General features: G+C 66.8%; 18 protein-coding genes. 9 read left to right on the plus strand and 9 right to left on the minus strand.

Features of this window, described 5'->3' with window-relative positions; translation table 11 throughout:
• Positions 1-86 precede the first annotated feature (86 nt).
• The gene (purH, locus tag HBF24_RS16695; RefSeq protein ID WP_167175625.1) at positions 87-1,673 is read left to right on the plus strand and encodes a bifunctional phosphoribosylaminoimidazolecarboxamide formyltransferase/IMP cyclohydrolase; all 1,587 of its coding nucleotides are present in this window, start codon (positions 87-89) and stop codon (positions 1,671-1,673) included.
• Between the two features lie 78 nt (positions 1,674-1,751).
• On the opposite strand, the gene HBF24_RS16700 is transcribed toward purH, so the two are convergent.
• Both HBF24_RS16700 and HBF24_RS16705 read right to left on the minus strand, forming a co-directional pair.
• Positions 1,752-2,180: an NUDIX domain-containing protein gene (locus HBF24_RS16700; protein WP_167175628.1), complete on the minus strand. Its 429-nt coding sequence runs from the start codon at positions 2,178-2,180 to the stop codon at positions 1,752-1,754.
• Positions 2,149-2,634, minus strand: coding sequence for a DUF2782 domain-containing protein (locus HBF24_RS16705; RefSeq protein ID WP_167175631.1), 486 nt, complete (start codon positions 2,632-2,634; stop codon positions 2,149-2,151). Before HBF24_RS16705 ends, HBF24_RS16700 begins: the two co-directional genes overlap by 32 nt.
• A 108-nt stretch (positions 2,635-2,742) precedes the next feature.
• On the opposite strand from HBF24_RS16705, the gene polA reads away from it, so the two are divergent.
• From polA to uvrD, 3 genes are all read left to right on the plus strand, one after another.
• Complete coding sequence (polA, locus tag HBF24_RS16710) at positions 2,743-5,478, plus strand: DNA polymerase I (protein ID WP_167175634.1); 2,736 nt, start codon at positions 2,743-2,745, stop codon at positions 5,476-5,478.
• A gap of 627 nt (positions 5,479-6,105) precedes the next feature.
• Positions 6,106-6,330, plus strand: a complete 225-nt coding sequence (locus HBF24_RS16715; RefSeq protein WP_167175637.1) for a hypothetical protein — start codon at positions 6,106-6,108, stop codon at positions 6,328-6,330.
• A gap of 113 nt (positions 6,331-6,443) precedes the next feature.
• Positions 6,444-8,651, plus strand: coding sequence for a DNA helicase II (gene uvrD, locus HBF24_RS16720; RefSeq protein WP_167175640.1), 2,208 nt, complete (start codon positions 6,444-6,446; stop codon positions 8,649-8,651).
• Positions 8,652-8,666: 15 nt separating this feature from the next.
• Here uvrD and HBF24_RS16725 read toward each other — a convergent pair whose 3' ends face one another.
• The 3 genes from HBF24_RS16725 to HBF24_RS16735 are packed head-to-tail and all read right to left on the minus strand — an operon-like array spanning position 8,667 to position 11,824.
• Entirely contained in the window at positions 8,667-9,932 is a 1,266-nt protein-coding gene (locus tag HBF24_RS16725; protein WP_167175643.1) for a heme biosynthesis HemY N-terminal domain-containing protein, read from the minus strand.
• Entirely contained in the window at positions 9,929-10,987 is a 1,059-nt protein-coding gene (locus HBF24_RS16730; protein WP_206064402.1) for a uroporphyrinogen-III C-methyltransferase, read from the minus strand. The genes HBF24_RS16725 and HBF24_RS16730 overlap by 4 nt, the downstream gene beginning before the upstream one ends.
• 54 nt (positions 10,988-11,041) lie before the next feature.
• Complete coding sequence (locus HBF24_RS16735; protein ID WP_167175646.1) at positions 11,042-11,824, minus strand: uroporphyrinogen-III synthase; 783 nt, start codon at positions 11,822-11,824, stop codon at positions 11,042-11,044.
• A 95-nt stretch (positions 11,825-11,919) separates the two neighbouring features.
• On the opposite strand from HBF24_RS16735, the gene HBF24_RS16740 reads away from it, so the two are divergent.
• The 3 genes from HBF24_RS16740 (at position 11,920) to HBF24_RS16750 (ending at position 13,406) form a co-directional block, all read left to right on the plus strand.
• Positions 11,920-12,387, plus strand: coding sequence for a YiiD C-terminal domain-containing protein (locus tag HBF24_RS16740; RefSeq protein ID WP_167175649.1), 468 nt, complete (start codon positions 11,920-11,922; stop codon positions 12,385-12,387).
• A 54-nt stretch (positions 12,388-12,441) separates the two neighbouring features.
• Positions 12,442-12,864, plus strand: coding sequence for a hypothetical protein (locus HBF24_RS16745; RefSeq protein WP_167175652.1), 423 nt, complete (start codon positions 12,442-12,444; stop codon positions 12,862-12,864).
• A 98-nt stretch (positions 12,865-12,962) separates the two neighbouring features.
• Positions 12,963-13,406, plus strand: a complete 444-nt coding sequence (locus tag HBF24_RS16750; protein WP_167175655.1) for a rhodanese-like domain-containing protein — start codon at positions 12,963-12,965, stop codon at positions 13,404-13,406.
• Between the two features lie 50 nt (positions 13,407-13,456).
• Here HBF24_RS16750 and HBF24_RS16755 read toward each other — a convergent pair whose 3' ends face one another.
• Positions 13,457-14,512: a CDP-6-deoxy-delta-3,4-glucoseen reductase gene (locus HBF24_RS16755; RefSeq protein WP_343162792.1), complete on the minus strand. Its 1,056-nt coding sequence runs from the start codon at positions 14,510-14,512 to the stop codon at positions 13,457-13,459.
• A gap of 88 nt (positions 14,513-14,600) precedes the next feature.
• Between HBF24_RS16755 and HBF24_RS16760 the strand changes: the two genes are divergently transcribed.
• Together HBF24_RS16760 and HBF24_RS16765 are read left to right on the plus strand one after the other, a co-directional pair.
• A complete protein-coding gene (locus tag HBF24_RS16760; RefSeq protein WP_167175662.1) occupies positions 14,601-15,044 on the plus strand; it encodes a hotdog fold thioesterase in 444 nt (147 codons plus the stop codon).
• The gene (locus HBF24_RS16765) at positions 15,041-15,988 is read left to right on the plus strand and encodes a serine/threonine protein kinase (protein ID WP_167175664.1); all 948 of its coding nucleotides are present in this window, start codon (positions 15,041-15,043) and stop codon (positions 15,986-15,988) included. The genes HBF24_RS16760 and HBF24_RS16765 overlap by 4 nt, the downstream gene beginning before the upstream one ends.
• 59 nt (positions 15,989-16,047) lie before the next feature.
• Here HBF24_RS16765 and HBF24_RS16770 read toward each other — a convergent pair whose 3' ends face one another.
• The 3 genes from HBF24_RS16770 to HBF24_RS16780 form a co-directional block, all read right to left on the minus strand.
• Positions 16,048-16,308, minus strand: a complete 261-nt coding sequence (locus tag HBF24_RS16770; RefSeq protein ID WP_167175667.1) for a hypothetical protein — start codon at positions 16,306-16,308, stop codon at positions 16,048-16,050.
• Positions 16,305-19,481 (minus strand): multidrug efflux RND transporter permease subunit, encoded by a 3,177-nt coding sequence (locus HBF24_RS16775; RefSeq protein WP_167175671.1) that lies wholly within the window; start codon positions 19,479-19,481, stop codon positions 16,305-16,307. Before HBF24_RS16775 ends, HBF24_RS16770 begins: the two co-directional genes overlap by 4 nt.
• 75 nt (positions 19,482-19,556) lie before the next feature.
• Positions 19,557-20,783 (minus strand): efflux RND transporter periplasmic adaptor subunit, encoded by a 1,227-nt coding sequence (locus HBF24_RS16780; protein WP_167175674.1) that lies wholly within the window; start codon positions 20,781-20,783, stop codon positions 19,557-19,559.
• Positions 20,784-21,014 lie beyond the last annotated feature (231 nt).

The following is a 21,014-nucleotide window of genomic DNA, read 5'->3' on the forward strand; positions in this document are numbered from 1 at the left end:
CGTTTTTGTGACCACCACGCGATATCGATCCACCAGCACGGCAGCGCATGCGGTTATAATTTCGCGCTTTCCAACGGGAAGCCTCCATGACCGACCAGCGCATCATCCCGGTTCGCCGCGCCCTCTTGAGCGTCTCGGACAAGCACGGCCTGACCGATCTCGGTCGCGCCCTGGACACCCTGGGTGTCAGCCTGATCTCCACCGGCGGCAGTGCCCGCGCCTTGCGCGAGGCCGAGGTGCCGGTCACCGATGTCAGCGCCGTCACCGGTTTTCCCGAGATCATGGACGGGCGCGTCAAGACGCTGCACCCGGCCATCCACGGCGGCCTGCTGGGCCGACGCCAGACCGATGATGCGGTCATGGCCGAGCACGGCATCGAGCCGATTGACCTGCTGGTGGTCAACCTGTACCCGTTCGCCAAGACCGTGGCGAAGCCCGATTGCAGCTATGGCGATGCCATCGAGAACATCGACATTGGCGGCCCGGCCATGCTGCGCGCGGCGGCCAAGAACCATGATCGCGTGCTGGTGGTGGTCGATCCGGGCGATTACGCCGAACTGATCGACACCCTGCGCACGCACGGCGGCACCACCGAGGCGCTGCGCCGGCGCCTGGCGGCCAAGGCCTATGCGCACACCGCCAAGTATGACGGCATGATCGCCGACTGGCTGGGCGCGCGGGTGGGTGAAGAAGAGCAGGCCTCGCCGTTCGCGCCGACCCTGCATCTGGCGCTCAAGCGCGCACAGACGCTGCGCTACGGCGAAAACCCGCACCAGGGCGGCGCGCTGTACCTGGAAGCGGACGCACCGGCGCAGGGCATCATCGCCAACGCCCGCGTGCTGGCCGGCAAGGCGCTGTCGTACAACAACATTGCCGATGCCGATGCCGCACTGGAGTGCGTGAAGGCATTCCAGCGCGTGCCGGCCTGCGTCATCGTCAAGCACGCCAACCCCTGCGGCGTGGCGCTGGGCGCCAACATCCGCGAAGCCTACGACCGCGCCTTCGCCTGCGACCCTGTGTCCTCGTTCGGCGGCATCATCGCCTTCAACCATGCGCTGGACGCCGAGACCGCCCAGCACATCCTGTCGCGCCAGTTTGTCGAAGTGGTGATCGCGCCCAGCGTGGCCGACGATGCCCTGGCCGCCTTCGCCAAGAAGCCCAATGTGCGCGTGCTGGCCACCGGCGCCTGGCCGGAGCAGCCGGCGCACAGCTTCGAGTACAAGCGCGTGGCCGGCGGCCTGCTGGTGCAGGATACCGATCGCGACACGCTGCTGGTCGACGACCTGAAGGTGGTCTCCAACCGCGTGCCCAGCGCCGAGCAGCTCAAGGACCTGCTGTTTGCCTGGCATGTGGCGATGTATGTGAAATCCAACGCCATCGTCTACGCCAAGGACAGCCAGAGCATCGGCATTGGCGCCGGCCAGATGAGCCGCGTGATCAGCGCCAGGATCGCCGCCATGAAGGCCGAGGAGGCCGGCCTGACCGTACCCGGCAGCGTGATGGCGTCCGATGCGTTCTTCCCGTTCCGCGACGGCATCGACGCGGCCGCGCAGGCCGGCATTGCCGCGGTGATCCAGCCTGGCGGATCGATGCGCGACGCGGAGGTGATTGCCGCCGCCGACGAGCACGACATGGCCATGGTGTTCACTGGCATGCGTCACTTCCGTCACTAAGGCGCGGCCTGCGGCCAATCGACGCAAAACAAAGCCCGCCTTCATCCGGCGGGCTTTTTTGTCACTGGCAATGAGATCTCAGGCCAGGCGCGGCAGAATGTGCCGGCGACTCAATGGCGCAATCGGCAACGCCGGATCAGGCGGCAAGCTGACCCAGTGCAGGGCGGCAATTTCCGCCGCGGCGCGTGGCTCGCCATCCAGCACCACCTCGAATACCTGCGCGCGCACGCGCCAGCCCGGTTCATGCACCGCCGCATCCTCGAACTGGCCCAGTGCACGCACCGAGGCCTCCCGTGGCGCGCAGCCCAGTTCCTCGAGCAATTCGCGGCGCAGGGTTTGCGTTGGCGACTCGCCACGTTCGCACTTGCCGCCAGGCTGTATCCAGTAGTCGCTGCCGTGTTTTTGCACCAGCAGCACGCGACCGCACGCATCGCGGATGACCGCGGCCACGGTATGGATCAGCGGTGTCGCGCTCTCACTGATCGCCGTCGCCTTGATCACCGTCATCGACCGGCTTGGGCGGCTTGCCCCACTCAAGCACCTTGTACATGGTCGGGGTGACCGGCGGCGCGCCGTTCTGGCCATGCAGCCTGCCGTCGTTGCCGACCATGTAGGTGTACGGCACGCCGTGCTTGGGCGTCACCCGCACCATGTAGACCTGACCGTTGCGGCTGTATTCCTCGACCGTCTTGTCGCCCTCGTTGTGCACCTTCACATCGGGCATCGGCTGGCCGCTCTTGATCTTGGCCGGCAGTTCCGGCTGCAGCGACTGCTTCTGGATCTGCCGCGCGCTCTGCGGGGGTGGCGTATGCGTGTGCTGCGGCGGCGGCGCCTTGGCCTTCACGCCCGGATCGTTCAGACCCGGCGGAGGCGGTGCCGGCTGGGTATCCTGCTGCGCCAGTACCGGCGTGGTGGCCAGGGCGGCGGTGACGCCGGCAATGAACAGGTAGCTCAATTTCATGGGACATCTCCGCGTTGGCGTGGCGGCAAGCATAGCAGCGCGGGCCGACCACACAGCGTGAATGCTTGGCCCACGCGCGAAGGCGCCAGCCGTGCGAAAATCAGGCGCATGAAATCGATGATCCTGATTGACGGCTCCTCCTACCTGTATCGCGCCTTCCACGCGCTGCCACCGCTGACAAACGCCCAGGGCGAACCCACCGGCGCGCTGTTTGGCGTGGTCAACATGCTGCGCGCCACGCTGAAGGCCGGCGCCACCTACGTGGCTTTCGTGCAGGACGCGCCCGGGCCCACCTTCCGCGACCAGATGTACGAGCAGTACAAGGCCAACCGCCCGCCGATGCCCGACGAGCTGCGCAGCCAGATCGAGCCGATGCTGGCCATCGTCGGCGCGCTGGGTTTCCCGATCCTGCGCGTACCGGGCGTGGAGGCCGACGATGTGATCGGCACCCTGGCGCGCCAGGCCGCCGCCGAAGGCATCGAGGTGATCATCTCCACCGGCGACAAGGATTTTGCACAGCTGGTCGACGGCCACGTGTCGCTGGTCAACACCATGACCAACACGCGCACCGATCACGACGCGGTGGTCGAGAAATACGGCGTGCCGCCCGAGCGCATCATCGACTTCCTGGCGCTGACCGGCGATGCCATCGACAACGTGCCCGGCGTGACCAAGTGCGGGCCGAAAACGGCCGCCAAATGGCTGAGCCAGTTTGGCGATCTGGACACGCTGATGGCGCGCGCCGACGAGGTCGGCGGCAAGATCGGGCAGAACCTGCGCGATGCGCTGGAACAGCTGCCGCTGTCGCGCGAACTGGTCACCATCAAGACCGACGTGGCGCTGGATGTCGGCCCGCACGACCTGGGCCTGCGCGAGGCCGATGTCGAGGCACTGCGCGAGCTTTACACGCGCTACGAGTTCAAGGCTGCGCTGAAGGAACTGGACGGCGAGGCTGCCGCGCCGGCACCGGCGGCTGCCGAGCCGCCGGCCACGCGCACATTGGAAGCGGCCATGGCGGCGCCCGATGCGGCACTGGCGGCCAAGGGCGAGTACGAGCTGGTCACCACGCAGACACAGCTCGACGCTTGGCTCGAACGCATAAGCCAGGCGCCGCTGGTGGCCTTTGATACCGAAACCACCTCGCTCAACGCGATGGTGGCCGAGGTGGTCGGCGTGTCGCTGGCGGTGGAGGCCGGCAAGGCCTGCTACATCCCGCTCAAGCACATCTACCCCGGCGCGCCCGAGCAACTGGATCGCGAGGCCACACTAGCCGCGCTGAAGCCGTTCCTGGAAGACGCATCACGTCCCAAGCTTGCCCAGCACGCCAAGTACGACATCAACGTGCTGGCCAACCACGGCATCGCCGTGCGCGGCGTGGCGCACGACACCATGCTCGAATCGTACGTGCTCAACGCCACCGCCACGCGCCACGACATGGACTCGCTGGCCAAACTGTACCTGGGCTACGAGACCATCAAGTACGAGCAGGTCGCGGGCAAGGGTGCCAAGCAGATCGGCTTTGACGAGGTGGATCTGGACACCGCCTGCACCTACGCCGCCGAGGATGCCGACATCACCCTGCGCCTGCACCACGTGCTGTGGCCCAGGCTGGAGGCCGAACCGGGCCTGCGCGATGTGTATCTGAACATCGAGATGCCGCTGGTGCCGGTGCTGGCAGCGATGGAGCGTACCGGCGTGCTGATCGATACCGACGTGTTGCGCCGCCAGAGCCAGGAACTGGGCAAGCGCATGCTGGAGATCCAGAACACCGCCTACGCCGCCGCCGGGCACGAGTTCAACATGGACTCGCCCAAGCAACTGCAGGGCGTGCTGTTCGACGAGCTGGGCCTGACCGCCAAGGTAAAAACGCCCAAGGGCCAGCCCTCCACCAACGAGGAGGCGCTGGCCGCGATTGCCGACGACCACGCGCTGCCGCGGCTGATCCTGGAGTACCGCGGCATGGCCAAGCTGCGTTCCACCTACACCGACAAGCTGGCCGGCATCGCCGACGCCGCCGGTCGCGTGCACACCAGCTATCACCAGGGCGCAGTGGCCACCGGGCGTATTTCCTCGTCCGAACCGAACCTGCAGAACATTCCGGTGCGCACCGAGGAAGGCCGTCGCATTCGCCAGGCTTTCGTGGCGCCACCTGGCTGGCAGGTACTGGCAGCTGACTATTCGCAGATCGAGCTGCGCATCATGGCGCATCTTTCCGGCGACGAGGGCCTGATGAAAGCCTTCCAGGAAGGCGCCGACGTGCATCGCGCTACCGCTGCGGAAGTGTTTGGTGTGGGGCCCGAGAAGGTGGAGCCGAACCAGCGCCGCGCCGCCAAGGCCATCAACTTCGGCCTGATGTACGGCATGAGCGCATTCGGCCTTGCTCGCCAGCTGGGCGTGGGCCGCGGCGAGGCCTCGGACTACATCGCCACCTATTTTGCCCGTTACCCGGGCGTGCGCGATTTCATGGAAGCCACCCGCGAGCAGGCCCATCGCGATGGCTACGTGCAAACCCTGTTCGGGCGCCGCCTTTATCTGCCCGAGATCGCCTCGCGCAATGGCGCGCGTCGCGCCGGTGCGGAACGTGCGGCAATCAACGCGCCGATGCAGGGCACCGCCGCCGACATTATCAAGCGCGCCATGATCGCCGTGGCCAGCTGGCTGCGCGATCGTGATGACGCACACATGCTCATGCAGGTACACGACGAACTGGTGTTTGAAGTGCGCGCCGGGCACGCCGAGGAACTACGCGCCGGCATCGTCGAACGCATGCAGAACGCGGCGACGCTGGCGGTACCGCTGCTGGTCGAAGCCGGCGTCGGGGCCAATTGGGATGAGGCGCATTGAATGAGAATGTAGGCGCACATGCCAAAATCGACTGCACAAACGACCTCAAAGTGAATACAATCTAAATGGATGTTGAATCGAGGCAAAACTTTTGGCCCCGTCTCGGCATCCTAATAAACGCTCGTGCAAGGCGAGCGCATCACTCTTCATCTCCATGAGTGAACCCGGTCCTGTTTCTCCCCAAGGTCAGGACCCGCCCCGGGGATCCCCCAGTCCTCGGGGCATTTTGAAGGATGGCCCGGCCCCAACCGGGCCCATCCTCACAAAAGTGAATTTCCACTGAATGAAATTTACGGCCCGGAAACTAATAGGGGTCGGCGCGCGTCTATCTCTTCGAGACGCACGCAACGGTGTCTCCACTCATCTCCCTGAGTGATCCCCCGAGAAACCGGATCTCCCCCCCCTGGATCCGGGCTCAACCGGCCCCGAGGACTCCCCCTTCCTCGGGGCTTTTTTATGGGTTGCCCTTCACCGCGCCACGACGCGTTCATGGCGCGGTTTTCACCACGCCATCCACACAACCTTCATCATGATGAACGCCACGGCAGCGCGCTCGTCGCAAGGCATGGAGCCAGGCCTACGGCGTGGCTATGATCGATTCCAACTCCACTATCGAAGGGTTCGCCCATGCGTATCGGTCTGCTGATTGTTGGCATCATTCTGCTTATCGGCGGTATCTGGGTCGTGGCCGGTGGCGGCAGCTATCAGAAAACGGACACCGTAGCCAAGATCGGCTCGGCCAAGCTCACCGCCACGCACGACAGGGCCATTCCGCAGTGGGTCGGCATTGCCGGCATCGTGGTCGGTGGCTTGGTGGCCGTCGGCGGCCTGGCCAGCGGCCGCAAGAAGTAAGCACCGGGCCGTATGGCCCATCTCCCCGGAAACGGGCGTCGCCGATCACGGTGGCGCCCGTTTTTTTTGGCCCCACGCATGAGCCCGGCGCCGCCCGCCGCTACAATGGTGCAATGGATGTTTCGCACCTTCTCGATTCGCTCAATGCCGACCAGCGCCAGGCCGTCAGCGCACCGCCCGGTCACCACCTGGTCCTGGCCGGCGCCGGCTCCGGCAAGACCCGTGTCCTGACCCACCGCATCGCCTGGCTGTGCCAGGTCGAGCACGTGCCGCCCTGGGCCATCCTGGCGGTCACCTTCACCAACAAGGCCGCCGGCGAGATGCGCGGGCGCCTGGATCCTTTGATGCCCGGCGGTACGCGCGGCTTGAGTGTGGGCACCTTCCACGGCATCGCCCATCGGCTGCTGCGCCGCCACTGGCGTGAGGCCGGACTGCCGGAAACCTTCCAGATTCTGGATGCCGACGACCAGCAGCGCCTGGTCAAACGTGTGATCGCCGGCATGGGTCTGGACGAATCACGCTTCCCGCCGCGCCAGGCCACCTGGACCATCAACAGCTGGAAGGATGAAGGCAAGCGTCCGGATGGCATCGAACACCGCGACCATCCGGTCACGCGCACCTTCATCGAGATCTACACCGCCTACGAGGAAGCCTGCCGCCGCGCCGGCCTGGTCGATTTTGCCGAGCTGCTGCTGCGGGCCCACGAACTGTGGCTGCACGACCCGCAGGTGCTGTCCCACTATCGCGAGCGCTGGCGTCACCTGCTGATCGACGAATTCCAGGACACCAACGCGCTGCAATACGCCTGGATTCGGGTGCTGGCCGGCGACAGCGGGCAGACCTTCGTGGTCGGCGACGACGATCAGGCCATCTATGGCTGGCGCGGCGCGCGCGTGGAAAACGTGCAGCAGTACCTGAAGGATTTTCCCGGCGCCGACACCATCCGTCTGGAACAGAACTACCGCTCCACCGCCACCATCCTGAAAGCGGCCAATGCAGTCATCGCGCGTAATGGCGATCGCCTCGGCAAGCAGCTGTGGACCGACGGCGGCACGGGCGATGCCATCGCCCTGTACGCGGCCTACAACGAGCAGGACGAGGCGCGATATGTGATCGAACGCATTGCCGAGCACATCGACGGCGGCGGCAGCCCCAGCGACTGCGCCATCCTGTATCGATCCAACGCGCAATCGCGCAATTTCGAGGAACAACTGATCGGCCGCGACCTGCCGTACCGGGTCTACGGCGGCCAGCGCTACTTCGAGCGCGCCGAAATCAAGGACGCGCTGGCCTATTTGCGCCTGACCGCCAACCGTCACGACGATGCCGCCTTCGAGCGCGCGGTTAACACGCCGCCGCGCGGCATTGGCGGGCGCACCCTGGATGTGCTGCGCCAACGCGCGCGCTCAGAACGCCTGTCGATGTGGGATGCCTCGCTCAATGAGCTGGCCGGCGGCACGCTGGCGGCGCGCGCGCGCAACGCAGTCAAGGGTTTCCTGAGCTTCATCGAGGACATGGGCCAGCGCTTTGCCGGTGTCGGCGATCTGGTCGAAGGCAGCGCCACGGCACTGAACCTGGCCGAGCAGATCGACCACGCCATCGTCTCCAGTGGCTTGCGCGAATACTACGAGCGCGACAGCCGCGGCAGCGCCGAACAACGCGTGGAGAACCTGGACGAACTGGTCAACGTCGCCGCGCGCTTCGAGCCCACCGCCGACGATGTCGAAGCCGGCCTCTCGGAACTGGCGGCCTTCCTGTCACATGCCGCGCTGGAAGCCGGTGAGGGTCAGGGCGACGCCGGGGACGAGTGCGTGCAGTTGATGACGCTGCACTCGGCCAAGGGCCTGGAGTTTCCGGTGGTGTTCCTGGTCGGGCTGGAAGAAGGGCTGTTCCCCAGCCAGCGCTCGACCGAAGAGGAAGGCCGGCTGGAGGAAGAGCGCCGCCTGGCCTATGTCGGCATCACCCGCGCGCGGCAGAAGCTTTACGCCAGCTATGCCGAGTCGCGGCGCATGCACGGCGTGGAAATGATGGCGCGTCCGTCGCGCTTCCTTGGCGAGATTCCGCCGGAACTGATGGAAGAAGTGCGCCCGCGCGTGCAGACCTCGCGCCCGGCCTACGGCGGTCGCTACAGCACGCCCGAACCGATGCTGGACGAAGCCATGCCGCTGAAGCTGGGCCAGCCGGTGACTCACCCCAGTTTTGGCAGCGGCGTGGTGGTCAGTGCCGAAGGCAGCGGCGCGCATACCCGCGTGCAAGTCAATTTCGACGATGCCGGCAGCAAATGGCTGGTGTTGGCCTACGCCAACCTGACACCGCTGTAAACCCGCCCGCTCGTGTCAGGCAGCTGGCGGCCCCGGCATGCGCGGCATGCCGTGCTCGTCACGTTCCTCGGTGACGGTCAGTTCGCTGCCCGGCGCCACCGGCGAGGTGCCGGGCAAGGCATCGACCGGTTCGCCACGTGCCAGGCGCAGGGCGTTGCGGTAGCAGTGCTGGGCCAATGCGGTGTTGCCCTGGCCCAGGTACGCATCGCCCTGCACTTCCCAGGCGTTGGAGCTGGGCGCCAGGCGCAACGAGCGTTCCAGGTACTGATGCGCCTTGCCCCACAGTTTCAGACGCACGCACAGGCGCCCCAGTGTGGCCAGCAGGGCGGCATCATCGGTGTGCGCATCCAGCCAGCCCTCGGCCTTGCGCAGACGCGATTCGGTATCGCGCCCTTCCAGCGCACCATAGGTGGCCGCCAATGGCGAGGACCACTGCCGGCGCAGCGCCGCCTCCACCTCGTCCATCGCCGCCAGCGAGGCACCCAACTGGGCGGCACGGCGCGCATAGGCATCGACCACACCCGGCGCGCGTCGCTGGCTGCGCGGCAGCCGCCCCCAAGCCTCGGCCAGGGCGTCGGCGCGTTCGATGCGAGCCAGCCAGGCGCCGATGACGCGCGCCTCCAGCTCGGCATAAAGACGCGTTTGCAGCGCGCCGCTCTTGCGCAGCGGCTCCAGGCCTTCGCGGGCGTGTTCCAGATCGCCCGCCGCCAGCGCCGCCTCGACATATTCGCGCCAGCCGGCCGGCGGCAGCTTGCCGGCCTCGGCCTCGTGCATCAGCAGCGCCAGCGCGTCGGCATCGCGACCTTCACGTCGCAGCACGCGGGCTCGCAGCACACGCGCCGCTTGCGGCACATCGGCGGCGGCCTGATCCAGCGCATGCTGGGCCTGGCTGACATCGCCACGTTGCGAGGCCGCCTCGGCAGAGGCCAGCAAGGCCGGACCGCGCAGCGGATGATGCCGCGCGGCGCGACCCAATGCGCGCTCGGCGGCGGCATGACGGCCTTCGGCCAGCGCCACCAGGCCTTCGGACAGGCGCTGCCGGCTGATACGGCGATGCCGGCGCGTCACCGCGCCGAATGGCCAGCTCAGCAGCCGCCAGACCAGCCCCAGCAGGAACAGCGCCAGCGCCACCAGCAGCACCGCCACCACCAGCGTGCTCTGCACGCGCCAGCCGCGGATGCGCACCAGCACATAACCGGGGTCTTGCGCCAGCCAGTGCCAGCCGGCGGCAGCCAACGCCGCCAGCAGGATCAGCAACAGGATCCAGCGCCACAGCCTCATCGCTGACCACCCTGGGTGGAACTGGCCGACGCCGGCTGGCCGGCGTCATTGACGGCGCGCAGATTGTGCAGCTGCTTGAGCGCACCGCCCAGTTGCGGCGCCGGCGCACTGGCGCTTTGCAGCCACTGGCGAATCTGTGCCTGCATGGCGCTGACATCCCCATTGTCGGTATCGAAATAGGTTTGGAGCGTGTCCTGCACACGCTTAAGTGCGGCCTTCCAACCGTCCTCGTCGAAGGCCAGCCGCGCCGCCTGAGCCTGCGCCAGATCCAGCGCCGCCAGCTCACGTGCCATGCGTGCATCGGCGGCGCCGGCCGGGCTGCCGTTGTCGCGATCGACACGCACCAGATGCGACAGCGCATGCCACACGCGTGCCCAGAAGCCATGCGGCGCAGCCTGATTGCGATCATCCAGCGGTTTCAGCGGCAGGCTGGCCAGCTGCACGCGCATGGCCGCCACCTGGCTAAGCTGCTGCTGACGCGCTTCGGGGTTGAGCGCGGCCAGTGCGGCGCGCTCGTCGGCCACGCTCTGGCGCACGCCGGCCACGGCCGGATCATTCACCGAGGCCAGTGTCTGGTCGGCCAGACGATAGGCGGCCAGCGCACCACCGGCATCGTGAAACAGCTCGAAACGTGCCTGCCCCAGACGCAGCAACATACCAGCCTCGTCCAGCAGCATGCCGTCATGGCCGGACAGCTGCTTGGCCGAAAGATTGGCGACCGCATCCTCCAGATGCCGTGTGCGCTCGGAAAGACCGGAAAGCTGATCGCGCAGGCCGCGGTTGGTGTCGTCGGCCGCTGACAGCTGCTTGGCCAGCTTGGCGCGCTCCTCGCTGAGATCGGTCACGGTGCCATGCAGCTGCGACAGGCGCTGTTGCAGCTGTCCCAGCCGGGCCTGGGCATCGTGCTCACTGTGCGCCAGCTGCCACAGGCGCCAGCCCCCGAAGGCCGCCGCAGCCAATGCCACCACCGCCACCAGCAGGGCCAGCGCTGCCACAAAGCCGCGACGCCGCGGCGCGGGCGGCTCGGAAACCGTCAACGCATTCTTTTCGCTCATGCGCGCATGCTAGCCCGAATTTGAAAAGCGGCGCCATTCCGGCGGCGATGGCGTTCAGTCTGGCGCGCGGTGGGCCGCGCAGGTCGCCGCCAGCAGATCCTCCGGCCGCGCCGAGGCGGCCAGAACGTAGCGCCTGAAACCGCTGGCTTGCGCAAGACCCGCCAAGCGCTCGCTACTGACCACCGCGCAGGCGCGTTCGGTCAATGCCTGCCAGTTGGCCGGACCAAGCCCGGCCGACACATGGGCCAGCGCACCAGCACTGCTGATCAGCACATACAGCGGCGCCGATGCGGTCTCGAGCGCGCGGCGATGGCGCGCATCCAGCCGCGCCGCGGAGCGCACGTAGACATGCGCCTCGAACAAACGGGCACCACGCGCGACCAGCGCATCGGGCAGCAGGCGCCTTCCGCCGGCCGCCCCCACCAGACCGACCGACTGCCCCTGCACCGACTGCAACGCCGGCAAGGCGAGCAGACCTTCGCTGCGTTGCTGGGCGGGCACCTGGACGTGCTCCACACCCTGCGCCTGCAATGCCCTGGCCGTACCACCGCCCACCGCCAGTACGCTTCCCATCGGCACCAGCGGCAGCAGCCGTGCCGCAAACCGCACCGCCGCCGGACTGGTGAAGATCACCCGTGTCGCCGCCAGCGCCTGACGCAGATGTTTGCGCGCGGCATCGTCATCACGCCCGCGCAGACTGAAACCCGGCACCTGCAGCACGCGGGCACCGCGCGCCTGCAACCGCCGGCGCAACGGCCCGTCGGCAGCGACCGGACGCATCAGCATCACGGTGGCACCGCGCAACGCAGCATCGGACAAAACGGCCTGGGCACACATGGCGTCGATGCTAACCGACTTGCCGCCTGCACGGCGGCCCGGTCAGACTCGGCCACCATCGCGGCCGCGCGCCGCTCAAGCCCTGACCACCGCTTATGACCGAGCTGCCCCTTCCCGCCAACGCCACCGAGCTGGAACGCTTCATTCTCGACTCGATTCCATTGAGCCGCGCCATGCAGATGCAACTGGCCGGCTACGACGGCCAGCGCCTCACGCTGCGCGCGCCACTGGCGCCCAACGCCAACGACAAGGGCTGCGCGTTTGGCGGCAGCCTGGCCAGTCTGATGACCCTGGCCGGCTGGTCGCTGGTGGAGCTGAAACTGCGCGAGGCCGGCGAGGACTGCGACCTGTTCATCGGCAACTCGGAACTTCGCTACCTGGCACCGGTGTGGGAGGCCATCAGCGCCGAAGCCGAGCTCACCGAGGATCCGGACTGGACGCGCTTTTTCGCCACGCTGGCCCAGCGCGGCCGTGCCCGCGCCACGATCGCCTGCCGCGTGCCGGGCGCACAGGGGGCGGCCGCGGAAATGACCGCGCGCTTCGTGGCCAAACGCCGCGCCTGATCCAGCCCGCGCCTTTAAGGCACAATGCGAGGCTGGACCGGGGAGGAAACCATCATGCGCCGCCTGATCGCCATCACCCTGCTGGCTGCCTGCACGGCGCTGGCCGCCTGCGCCAACATCGCCGAGCAACGCAAGTCGACGCAGTTGCAGGAAACCCTGTCGGCCTATCGTAACGCGCTGCGCTGGGGCAGTTTCCAGCAGGCCGCCGCCTTCATCGACCCGAAGTTGCGCCAGGCGCACCCGATGAGCGACTTCGAGCGCAGCCGCTACGCGCAGGTGCGCGTCAGCGACTACGACGACGCCCAGGGCCCGGTACCGGCCGGCAAGGATGAAGTCCACCAGGCGGTGCGCATTGGCCTGATCAACCGCAACACCCAGGCCGAACGCAGCATCGTCGACCAGCAGGTCTGGCACTACGACCAAGACGCCCATCACTGGTGGCTGGAATCGGGCCTGCCGGACCTGGACCGGCGCTGAGGCCGCATGCCGCAGGCCGCGCGCGTTGCCGCCGACGGCCAAGGCCCGGATAATCGATGGTCTTTGGCCGCCCGGCGGCCCGCTCCGGACACCCTGCCATGAACGATTTTCCGCAAAAACTGCCCGAATTCATCCACAACCACTGGGCGCTGTGCCTGCTGTTCGTGATTTTGCTGGTCGGGCTGATCGTCACCCAGCTCATGCACATGCTGCGCAAGGACAAGTCGCTGACACCGGCCCAGCTGACCCAGCTGATCAACCGCGAGAATGCGCTGGTCATCGATATTTCGCCGCTGGGCGATTACGAGAAGGCGCACATCCCCGGTGCCAAGCATGTGGCGATGAGCCAGTTCGACCCGGAGAACAAGGAACTGGCCAAGGTCAAGGACATGCCGGTGGTAGTGGTATGCAAGACCGGCCAGACCGCGGCCAAGGCCACGCAGCGCCTGGTCAAGGCGGGCTTCCAGCGCGTCTATCGCCTGAACAACGGCATGATGTCGTGGAAGCAGGCGGACCTGCCGGTGTCCAAGGGCCGCAACTGATCGCCCAGCACGTGGGGCGCGTCGCATCGGCGGCGCGCCCGGCGCACGCCTTACAGGCCGTGGATGCCGGCGCGTGCGTCCAGAATCTTCGCCAGCACCTCGGGGGCGTATTCGAACGAATCGAAATACAGCCGCTCCTCGGGTAGCCCGGCCGCGACAAAGGCGCGCCGTCCGGCATCGATCATCGCCGGCGGCCCGCACATGTAGATATCAAAGCCGGACAGGTCCGGATGATCGGCCAGCACGCACTCGTGCACGTAGCCGGCACGCGCGCCGACGGCCTGCGCGGCCTCGGCGTCGCTGACCACGGCATGAAAGTCCAGCGTCGGACACTCGGCGGCCCAGCGTTCGGGCAGCGCGCGCAGGTACAGATCCTCGGCGCTGCGCGCGCCCCAATAAAGATGCAGCGGCCGCTGCGCGCCCAGATGCATGAAGTGCTCGACCAGCGTCTTCACCGGCGCAAAGCCGGTGCCGCCGGCCATCAGCACGATCGGGCGCTCGGAATCCTCGCGCGGCACGAAGGTGCCCTTGGGGCCTTCCAGTTCCAGCGTGTCGCCCACGTGCAGCGACTCGAACACCCACGAGGTAAAGCCGCCGCCGGCAACGTGACGCACGTGCAGATCGATCACGCCGCCCTGGTGTGGCGCACTGGCGATGGAGAACGGGCGCCGATGACCATCGTCGAGCAGCACTTCGATGTACTGTCCCGGCAACCAGCGCAGCGGCGCGCCCTGCGGCTGCAATGCCAGACACACCACGTCCGGCGCCACCTGGCGCTTGTCGATCACGCGCGCGGTGAAGCGGCGCATCGGCATGTCTTCCACCGAGGCCACCTCGCGCGCCTCCAGCAACAGATCGCTGGTCGGCACCGCCTGACACAACAGCACGTCGTGGTGGGCTTTCTCAGCGGCGTTCAGCGCCAACGGCGGGCGCTGCGGATAATGGCAATCGCCTTCGATGACGGTGGCCTTGCAGCTGCCACAGACACCGGCGCGGCACGAATACGGCAGTGCCAATCCGGCCTGCTGCGCGGCATCGAGCACGGTCTGGCCGGGCGCGACCTGGAACGAGTGCCCGCTGGCTTTGAGGGTGACGGTGAAGGACACGGCAATCGATAAAGCGAATGAGCGCCCATTGTCGCCGCCCGGCCGTCCACCCACAATGCACGCCACACCGAGCCTTGCAGGAATCTTCATGTCGATCTGGAAGCAGGACACCACTGTCGAGCGCGTCAACCAGTGGAGCGAGCACACCCTGATGCAGGCGCTGGGCATCCGCATCACCGAGATCGGCGACGATTTCCTGCGCGGCAGCATGCCGGTCGACCAGCGCACGCACCAGCCGTTCGGGCTGCTGCATGGCGGCGCCTCGGTAGCGCTGGCCGAAACCCTGGGCAGCACCGCGGCGCTGCTGACGCTGGACCCCGAGCATGAAGTGGCGGTGGGGCTGGACATCAATGCCAACCACGTGCGCGGCGTGCGCGAAGGCCAGGTCATCGGCACGGCGCGCCCGCAGCACCTGGGCCGCAGCACGCAGGTGTGGGAAATCCGCATCGAGGCCGAGGATGGCGCGCTGGTGTGCATCTCGCGCCTGACCATGGCGGTGGTGCCTTCACGCATGGCCCGCCCGCGCGCATGAGCGCCAGCGACACGCCCTACGCTACGCTGTCGCCCGATTGCGTGCTCGATGCCATCGACAGCACCGGCCAACTCAGCGACGGCCGCCTGTTGGCGCTGAACAGCTACGAGAACCGGGTCTACCAAGTGGGGCTGGATGCCGGCGGCTTCATCGTCGCCAAGTTCTATCGCGCTGGCCGCTGGAGCGATGCGGCCATCCTCGAAGAACACGCCTTCGCGCTGGAGCTGACCGCCGCCGAACTGCCGATGGTGGCGCCGCTGGTGATCGACGGGCAAACGCTGTTTACGCACCAGGGCTTTCGTTTTGCGCTGTACCCGCGCCGCGGCGGTCGCGCGCCGCAGCTGGAATCGCGCGACAACTGCGAATGGATGGGCCGGCTGATCGCACGCATGCATCAGGTCGGCCGCCGGGCACGCTTCGCCCACCGCGAGGCCATCGACGTGGATGTGTTCATCGACGCCCCGGCCCAGGCCGTGCATGACAGCGGCTTGCTGCCGCCGTTTCTGGACAGCGCCTACGAGCAGGCGGTGGATCGGATCGACGACGGCGTCGAGGCCGCGTTTGCCCGTATCGAGCCGTTCCGCGGCCTGCGCCTGCATGGCGATTGCCATGGCGGCAATGTGCTTTGGACGGACGATGGCCCGCACTTTGTCGATCTGGACGATGCCCGCTCAGGACCGGCCATACAGGATCTGTGGATGCTGGCGCAAAGCGAGGCGGCGATGGACGCCTTGCTGGAAGGCTACGCGCAGTTTGGCGATATGGACCCGGCCGAACTGGCGCTGATTCCGGCCCTGCGCGCCATGCGCCAGGTGCATCATGCCGGCTGGATCGCCCAGCGCTGGGCCGATCCGGCCTTCCCGGCCGCGTTCCCCTATGCCGGCGAAGCGCGCTGGTGGCAGGAACACATCGACGACCTGCACCGCGCCGCCGACGCGCTCTGAACGTCAGCGCGACCTATAAAAAGCCCGGTGCAGCGGCGGCACCGGGCTTTGGCCAGCGATCAGAACACGGCCAGACGCGGTCGCCGTGGTGGCCGCTCGCCGGCATCGGCCAGCATCTGGCGCAGCGCCGGATCACGAATCTCGAACACCTCGAACAATCCCGAGTTCTTGAGCGCCGGCAGCTGCGCGATCAGCGCATCTTCCAGCTGGCGACGCTGATGCTCGTCCTCGCTATCGAGCAGGTCGCGCGCCTGCGCCACGAACTGCTGCATCAGCACCGGCTCGGGCACACGTTGATACGATAGTCGCAACAGATTCATTCACTCCCCTCCAGGGCTTGCAGGCCGGCTTCGCGACGCGCCTGACGTCGCTCGACCAGGCCACGGATAACCAGGTAGAACACCGGTGTGAAGATCAGGCCGAAGGCGGTCACGCCGATCATGCCGGCGAACACCGCCACGCCCATGGCATGGCGCATCTCGGCACCGGCGCCGTGCGAGAGCACCAGCGGCACCACACCCATGATGAAGGCGATGGAGGTCATCAGGATCGGACGCAGACGAAGCCGCGCCGCCTCCAGCACCGCCGCCAGGCGATCCATGCCTTCACGCTGACGATCGACCGCGAACTCCACGATCAGGATCGCGTTCTTGCAGGCCAGGCCCACCAGCACGATCAGGCCAATCTGGGTGAAGATGTTGTTGTCGCCGTGGCTCAGCCACACCCCGCTCATGGCCGACAACAAGCCCATCGGCACGATCAGGATCACCGCCAGCGGCAGGCTCCAGCTCTCGTACAAGGCCGCCAGCATCAGGAATGCCAGCAACACGCACAGCGGGAACACCAGGAACGAGGTATTGCCCTGCAAGATGCGTTGGTAGGTCAGCTCGGTCCACTCGTAGCTCATGCCGTTGGGCAGCAGGCGCTGGGCCAACTGTTCCATCGCCGTCTGCGCCTGGCCGGAACTGAAGCCGGGCGCCGGGCCGCCGTTGATTTCGGCAGTCGGGTAGCCGTTGTAATGCATCACCCGGTCCGGTCCGGTGGCCTGGCGCACGTGCACGAACGAGCCCAGCGGAATCAGCTGGCCACTGGCATTGCGTGTCTTCAGCTGGCCGATGTCGGCCAGATCGCTGCGAAAACGCGGCTCGGCCGACACGTTCACCTGATAGGTGCGGCCAAAACGGTTGAAGTCGTTGACGTACAGCGAGCCCATGTAGGCCTGCATGGTCTGGTAAACATCGCTCAAGTCCACGCCTTCGGCCTTGGCCTTCTCGCGGTCCACGTCGGCATCGATCTGCGGCACGCTGACACGGAAGCTGGAGAACAGACCCGCCAGTGCCGGATCCTTGCGCGAGGCGACAATCAGCTTCTGCGTCTGCTTGTAAAGATCATCGAAGCCGGCGCCGCCGCGATCCTCGATCTGCATGCGGAAACCACCGATGGTGCCCAAACCTTGCACCGGCGGCGGCGGGAACACCGCGATGTAGGCATCCTGGATGGCACCGAACTTGGCATTGAGCGCGCCGGCAATGGCGCCGGCCGACAGCGAGGCATCGCGACGCTCGTCGAACGGCTTCAGGGTGACAAAGACGATGCCCGAGTTGGACGCATTGGTGAAGCCGTTGATGGACAAGCCCGGGAAGGCCACCGCGTGCTCCACGCCCGGCTGCTTGAGGGCAATCGAGGACATGCGGCGGATCACATCCTCGCTGCGATCGAGCGAGGCGGCATCGGGCAGCTGCGCAAAGGCCACCAGGTATTGCTTGTCCTGCTGCGGCACAAAACCACCGGGCACCTGGTTGAAGGCTAGCCAGGTCAGCCCGAGCAGGCCGGCGTACAGACCCAGCATCACCACGCGTCGGCTCAGGATACGCCGCACGCCGCCCACATAGGCATTGGAACTGCGCTCGAAGAAGCGGTTGAACGGACGGAAGAACCAGCCCAGTCCGCGTTCCATGCCGCGGCTCAGGGCATCCTTGGGTGCATCGTGCGATTTCAGCAGCGAGGCGGCCAGCGCCGGACTCAGGGTCAGCGAGTTGAACGCCGAGATCACCGTGGAAATGGCAATGGTCAGCGCGAACTGACGGTAGAACTGGCCGGAAAGACCGGTGATGAACGCCGTTGGCACGAACACCGCGCACAGCACCAGCGCGGTGGCGATGATCGGTCCGGTGACCTCGCTCATGGCCCGTCGCGTCGCCTCGCGTGGTTCCAGCCCCAGCGCGATATTGCGCTCGACGTTCTCCACCACCACGATGGCATCGTCCACCACGATGCCGATAGCCAGCACCAGGCCGAACAGCGACAGCGCGTTGAGGCTGAAGCCGGCCAGATACATCACCGCGAAGGTGCCGATCAACGATACCGGCACCGCCACCAGCGGAATGATCGAGGCACGCCAGGTCTGCAGGAACACGATCACCACCAGCACCACCAGGATGATCGCCTCGAACAGGGTGTGCACCACCGCCTCGATCGAGCCGCGCACGAACACCGTGGGGTCGTAGACGATGCGGTAGTCCATGCCCTGCGGGAACGACTTCTTGAGCTGGGCCATGGTGGCGCGCACATCGTGCGAGATCTGCAGCGCGTTGGAGCCCGGACGCTGGAAAATCGGCAACGCCACCGCCGACTGGTTGTCCAGCAGACTGCGCAGGGCGTACTGGTTGGCGCCCAGTTCCACACGCGCCACATCGCCCAGATGCACCACCGCACCATCGGTGTCGGTACGCACGATGATGCGGCGGAAGTCCTCGGCCGTGACCAGGCGCCCGCGCGTGTTGATGTTGAGCTGGAAGGCGGCGTTGTTCGGCGCCGGCGGCGCATTCAGCGAACCGGCCGCCACTTCCACGTTCTGTTCCTGGATCGCCTTGACCACATCGCCGGTGGTCAGGTTGCGCGCGGCCAGCTTCTGCGGGTCCAGCCACACGCGCATGGAGTACTCGCCGGCACCGAAGATCTGCACATCGCCCACCCCCGACAGACGCGCCAGCTGGTCCTTCACACGCAGCCGCGCGTAATTGGACAGGTACAGCATGTTGTAGCGTTTGTCCGGCGAAATCAGGTGCACCACCATGGTCAGGTCGGGTGATGCCTTCTGCGTGGTCACACCCAGGCGCTGCACTTCCTGCGGCAGCTTGGGCAAGGCCTGGGCCACGCGGTTTTGCACCTGCACCTGGGCGTTGTCCAGATCGGTACCCAGCGCAAAGGTCACCGTCAGCGTCAGCGCACCGTCACTGGTGGACTGCGAGGAGGTGTAGAGCATGCCTTCGACGCCGTTGATCTGCGTCTCCAGCGGCGTGGCCACGGTCTGGGCGATGGTTTCCGGACTGGCGCCCGGATAACTGGCGTGCACCACCACGGTGGGCGGTACCACCTCCGGGTATTCGCTGATCGGCAAGAGCGGCAGCGCGATGGCGCCAGCGATCACGATCAGAATGGATAGCACCGCCGCCAGAATGGGGCGGTCGATGAAGGACTGGGCAATTTTCATGTCGGGCCAGGTAGCAGGGCTCGAAGGGCCGCGCCCGCTAAAGGCGCGGCATGAAGGGGATGGCCGCGGTCGAACTCAGCGCGCCGCGGCACGGCTGGCGGTATTGCCCGCACCGGGCGAGGCATCCAGTGCGGCCAGATCGTCCACGCCGACATGGCGCGTCATCGGCGCCTGCGTGGCCGTCACCTGGGCGCCCGGCTGCACGCGCTGCAGACCATCGACCACGATGCGCTCGCCGGCCTTGAGGCCATGCTCGACCACGCGCAGGCCGTGATACATAGGGCCCGGCACAATGCGCCGGTACTGCGCATGCCCGCTGGCATCGACCACGTAGACAAAGCGGTTGCCAAGATCGGTGCCCACGGCTCGATCGTCGATCAGTACGGTCGGATGCGGCGCGCCGGTCTCAAGGCGCAGGCGCGCGAACAGGCCCGGCACCAGCCGGCTGTTGGCGTTGTCGAACACCGCGCGCAGGCGAATGGTGCCGGCACCGGCATCGACCTGGTTGTCGACAAAGTCGATATGGCCTTCGTGCGGAAAGCCACTCTCGTTGGCCAGGCCCATCGCCACCGGCGCGTGCCCGGTGGCCTGCGCGCCGCGTGCACTGGCGCGGCCGTGTCCCAGCAGGCTCAGGTAGCTGTGCTCGTCGACATCAAAGTACGCGTACAGCGGATCGACGCTGACCAGATCGGTCAGCACGTCGGAGCTGGTGACCAGGTTGCCGGGCGTGATGCGCACATTGGAAATGCGCCCATCGATCGGCGCACGCACCTGGGTGAAGGACAAGTTCAAGCGCGCCGCCCGCAACTGCGCGCGGGTGGCCGCCATCTGCGACTCGGCGCTGGTGGCCGCCGACTTCAGCGCATCGAACTGCTGCGCGGAAATGAAGTGCTTGGCGATCAGCTGCTTGCCACGCGCGGCGTTGTCGCGGGCCAGAGCCAGCGCGGCGCGGTTATCGGCCAGACTGGCCATCAGCCGGTCGACCTCGGCCTGATAGGGGCGTGCATCGATGCTGAAAAGCAGCTCGCCCTTGTGCACCATCGCACCCTCGGTGAAGTGCACCGACTCCACATAGCCACTGACGCGTGCGCGCACCTGCACGCTGTTGACCGCCTGCAGGCGACCGGTATACACCGCCGATGCGGCCACCGGACGCACCAGCACCTTGGCCACGGTGACTTGCGGCGCCGCCGGCGCGGCATTATCCGGTGCCGCCTTGGCGCCACCGCCATGGGTGCCGACATAGGCGCCCGCCAATGCCAGGACGGCCACGCCCAGCACGATCCAACGTGTCTTCGTCATCACTTTGGTGATCTCCCGAGATATCAGCTTGCGACGTACCCCAAAAGCACCGCCCCGGCGGGCCTTGCGCCCGTATCCGGTGGCGGCGACCAGCGCACAATGGCTGGTCCGTCGCGACTCGGGTGCATAATTAGTACCGCCCGGTATTGAAAATAAGGTTCTTCGTAGGTTTCCGTGGAGCCGACTCTCGTGCATCGATACCTTAGACGTTTCCGGGCGGGTCTAAGGAGC

The sequence above is a fragment of the Oleiagrimonas sp. C23AA genome (assembly GCF_011759385.1).
Lineage (GTDB): Bacteria > Pseudomonadota > Gammaproteobacteria > Xanthomonadales > Rhodanobacteraceae > Oleiagrimonas.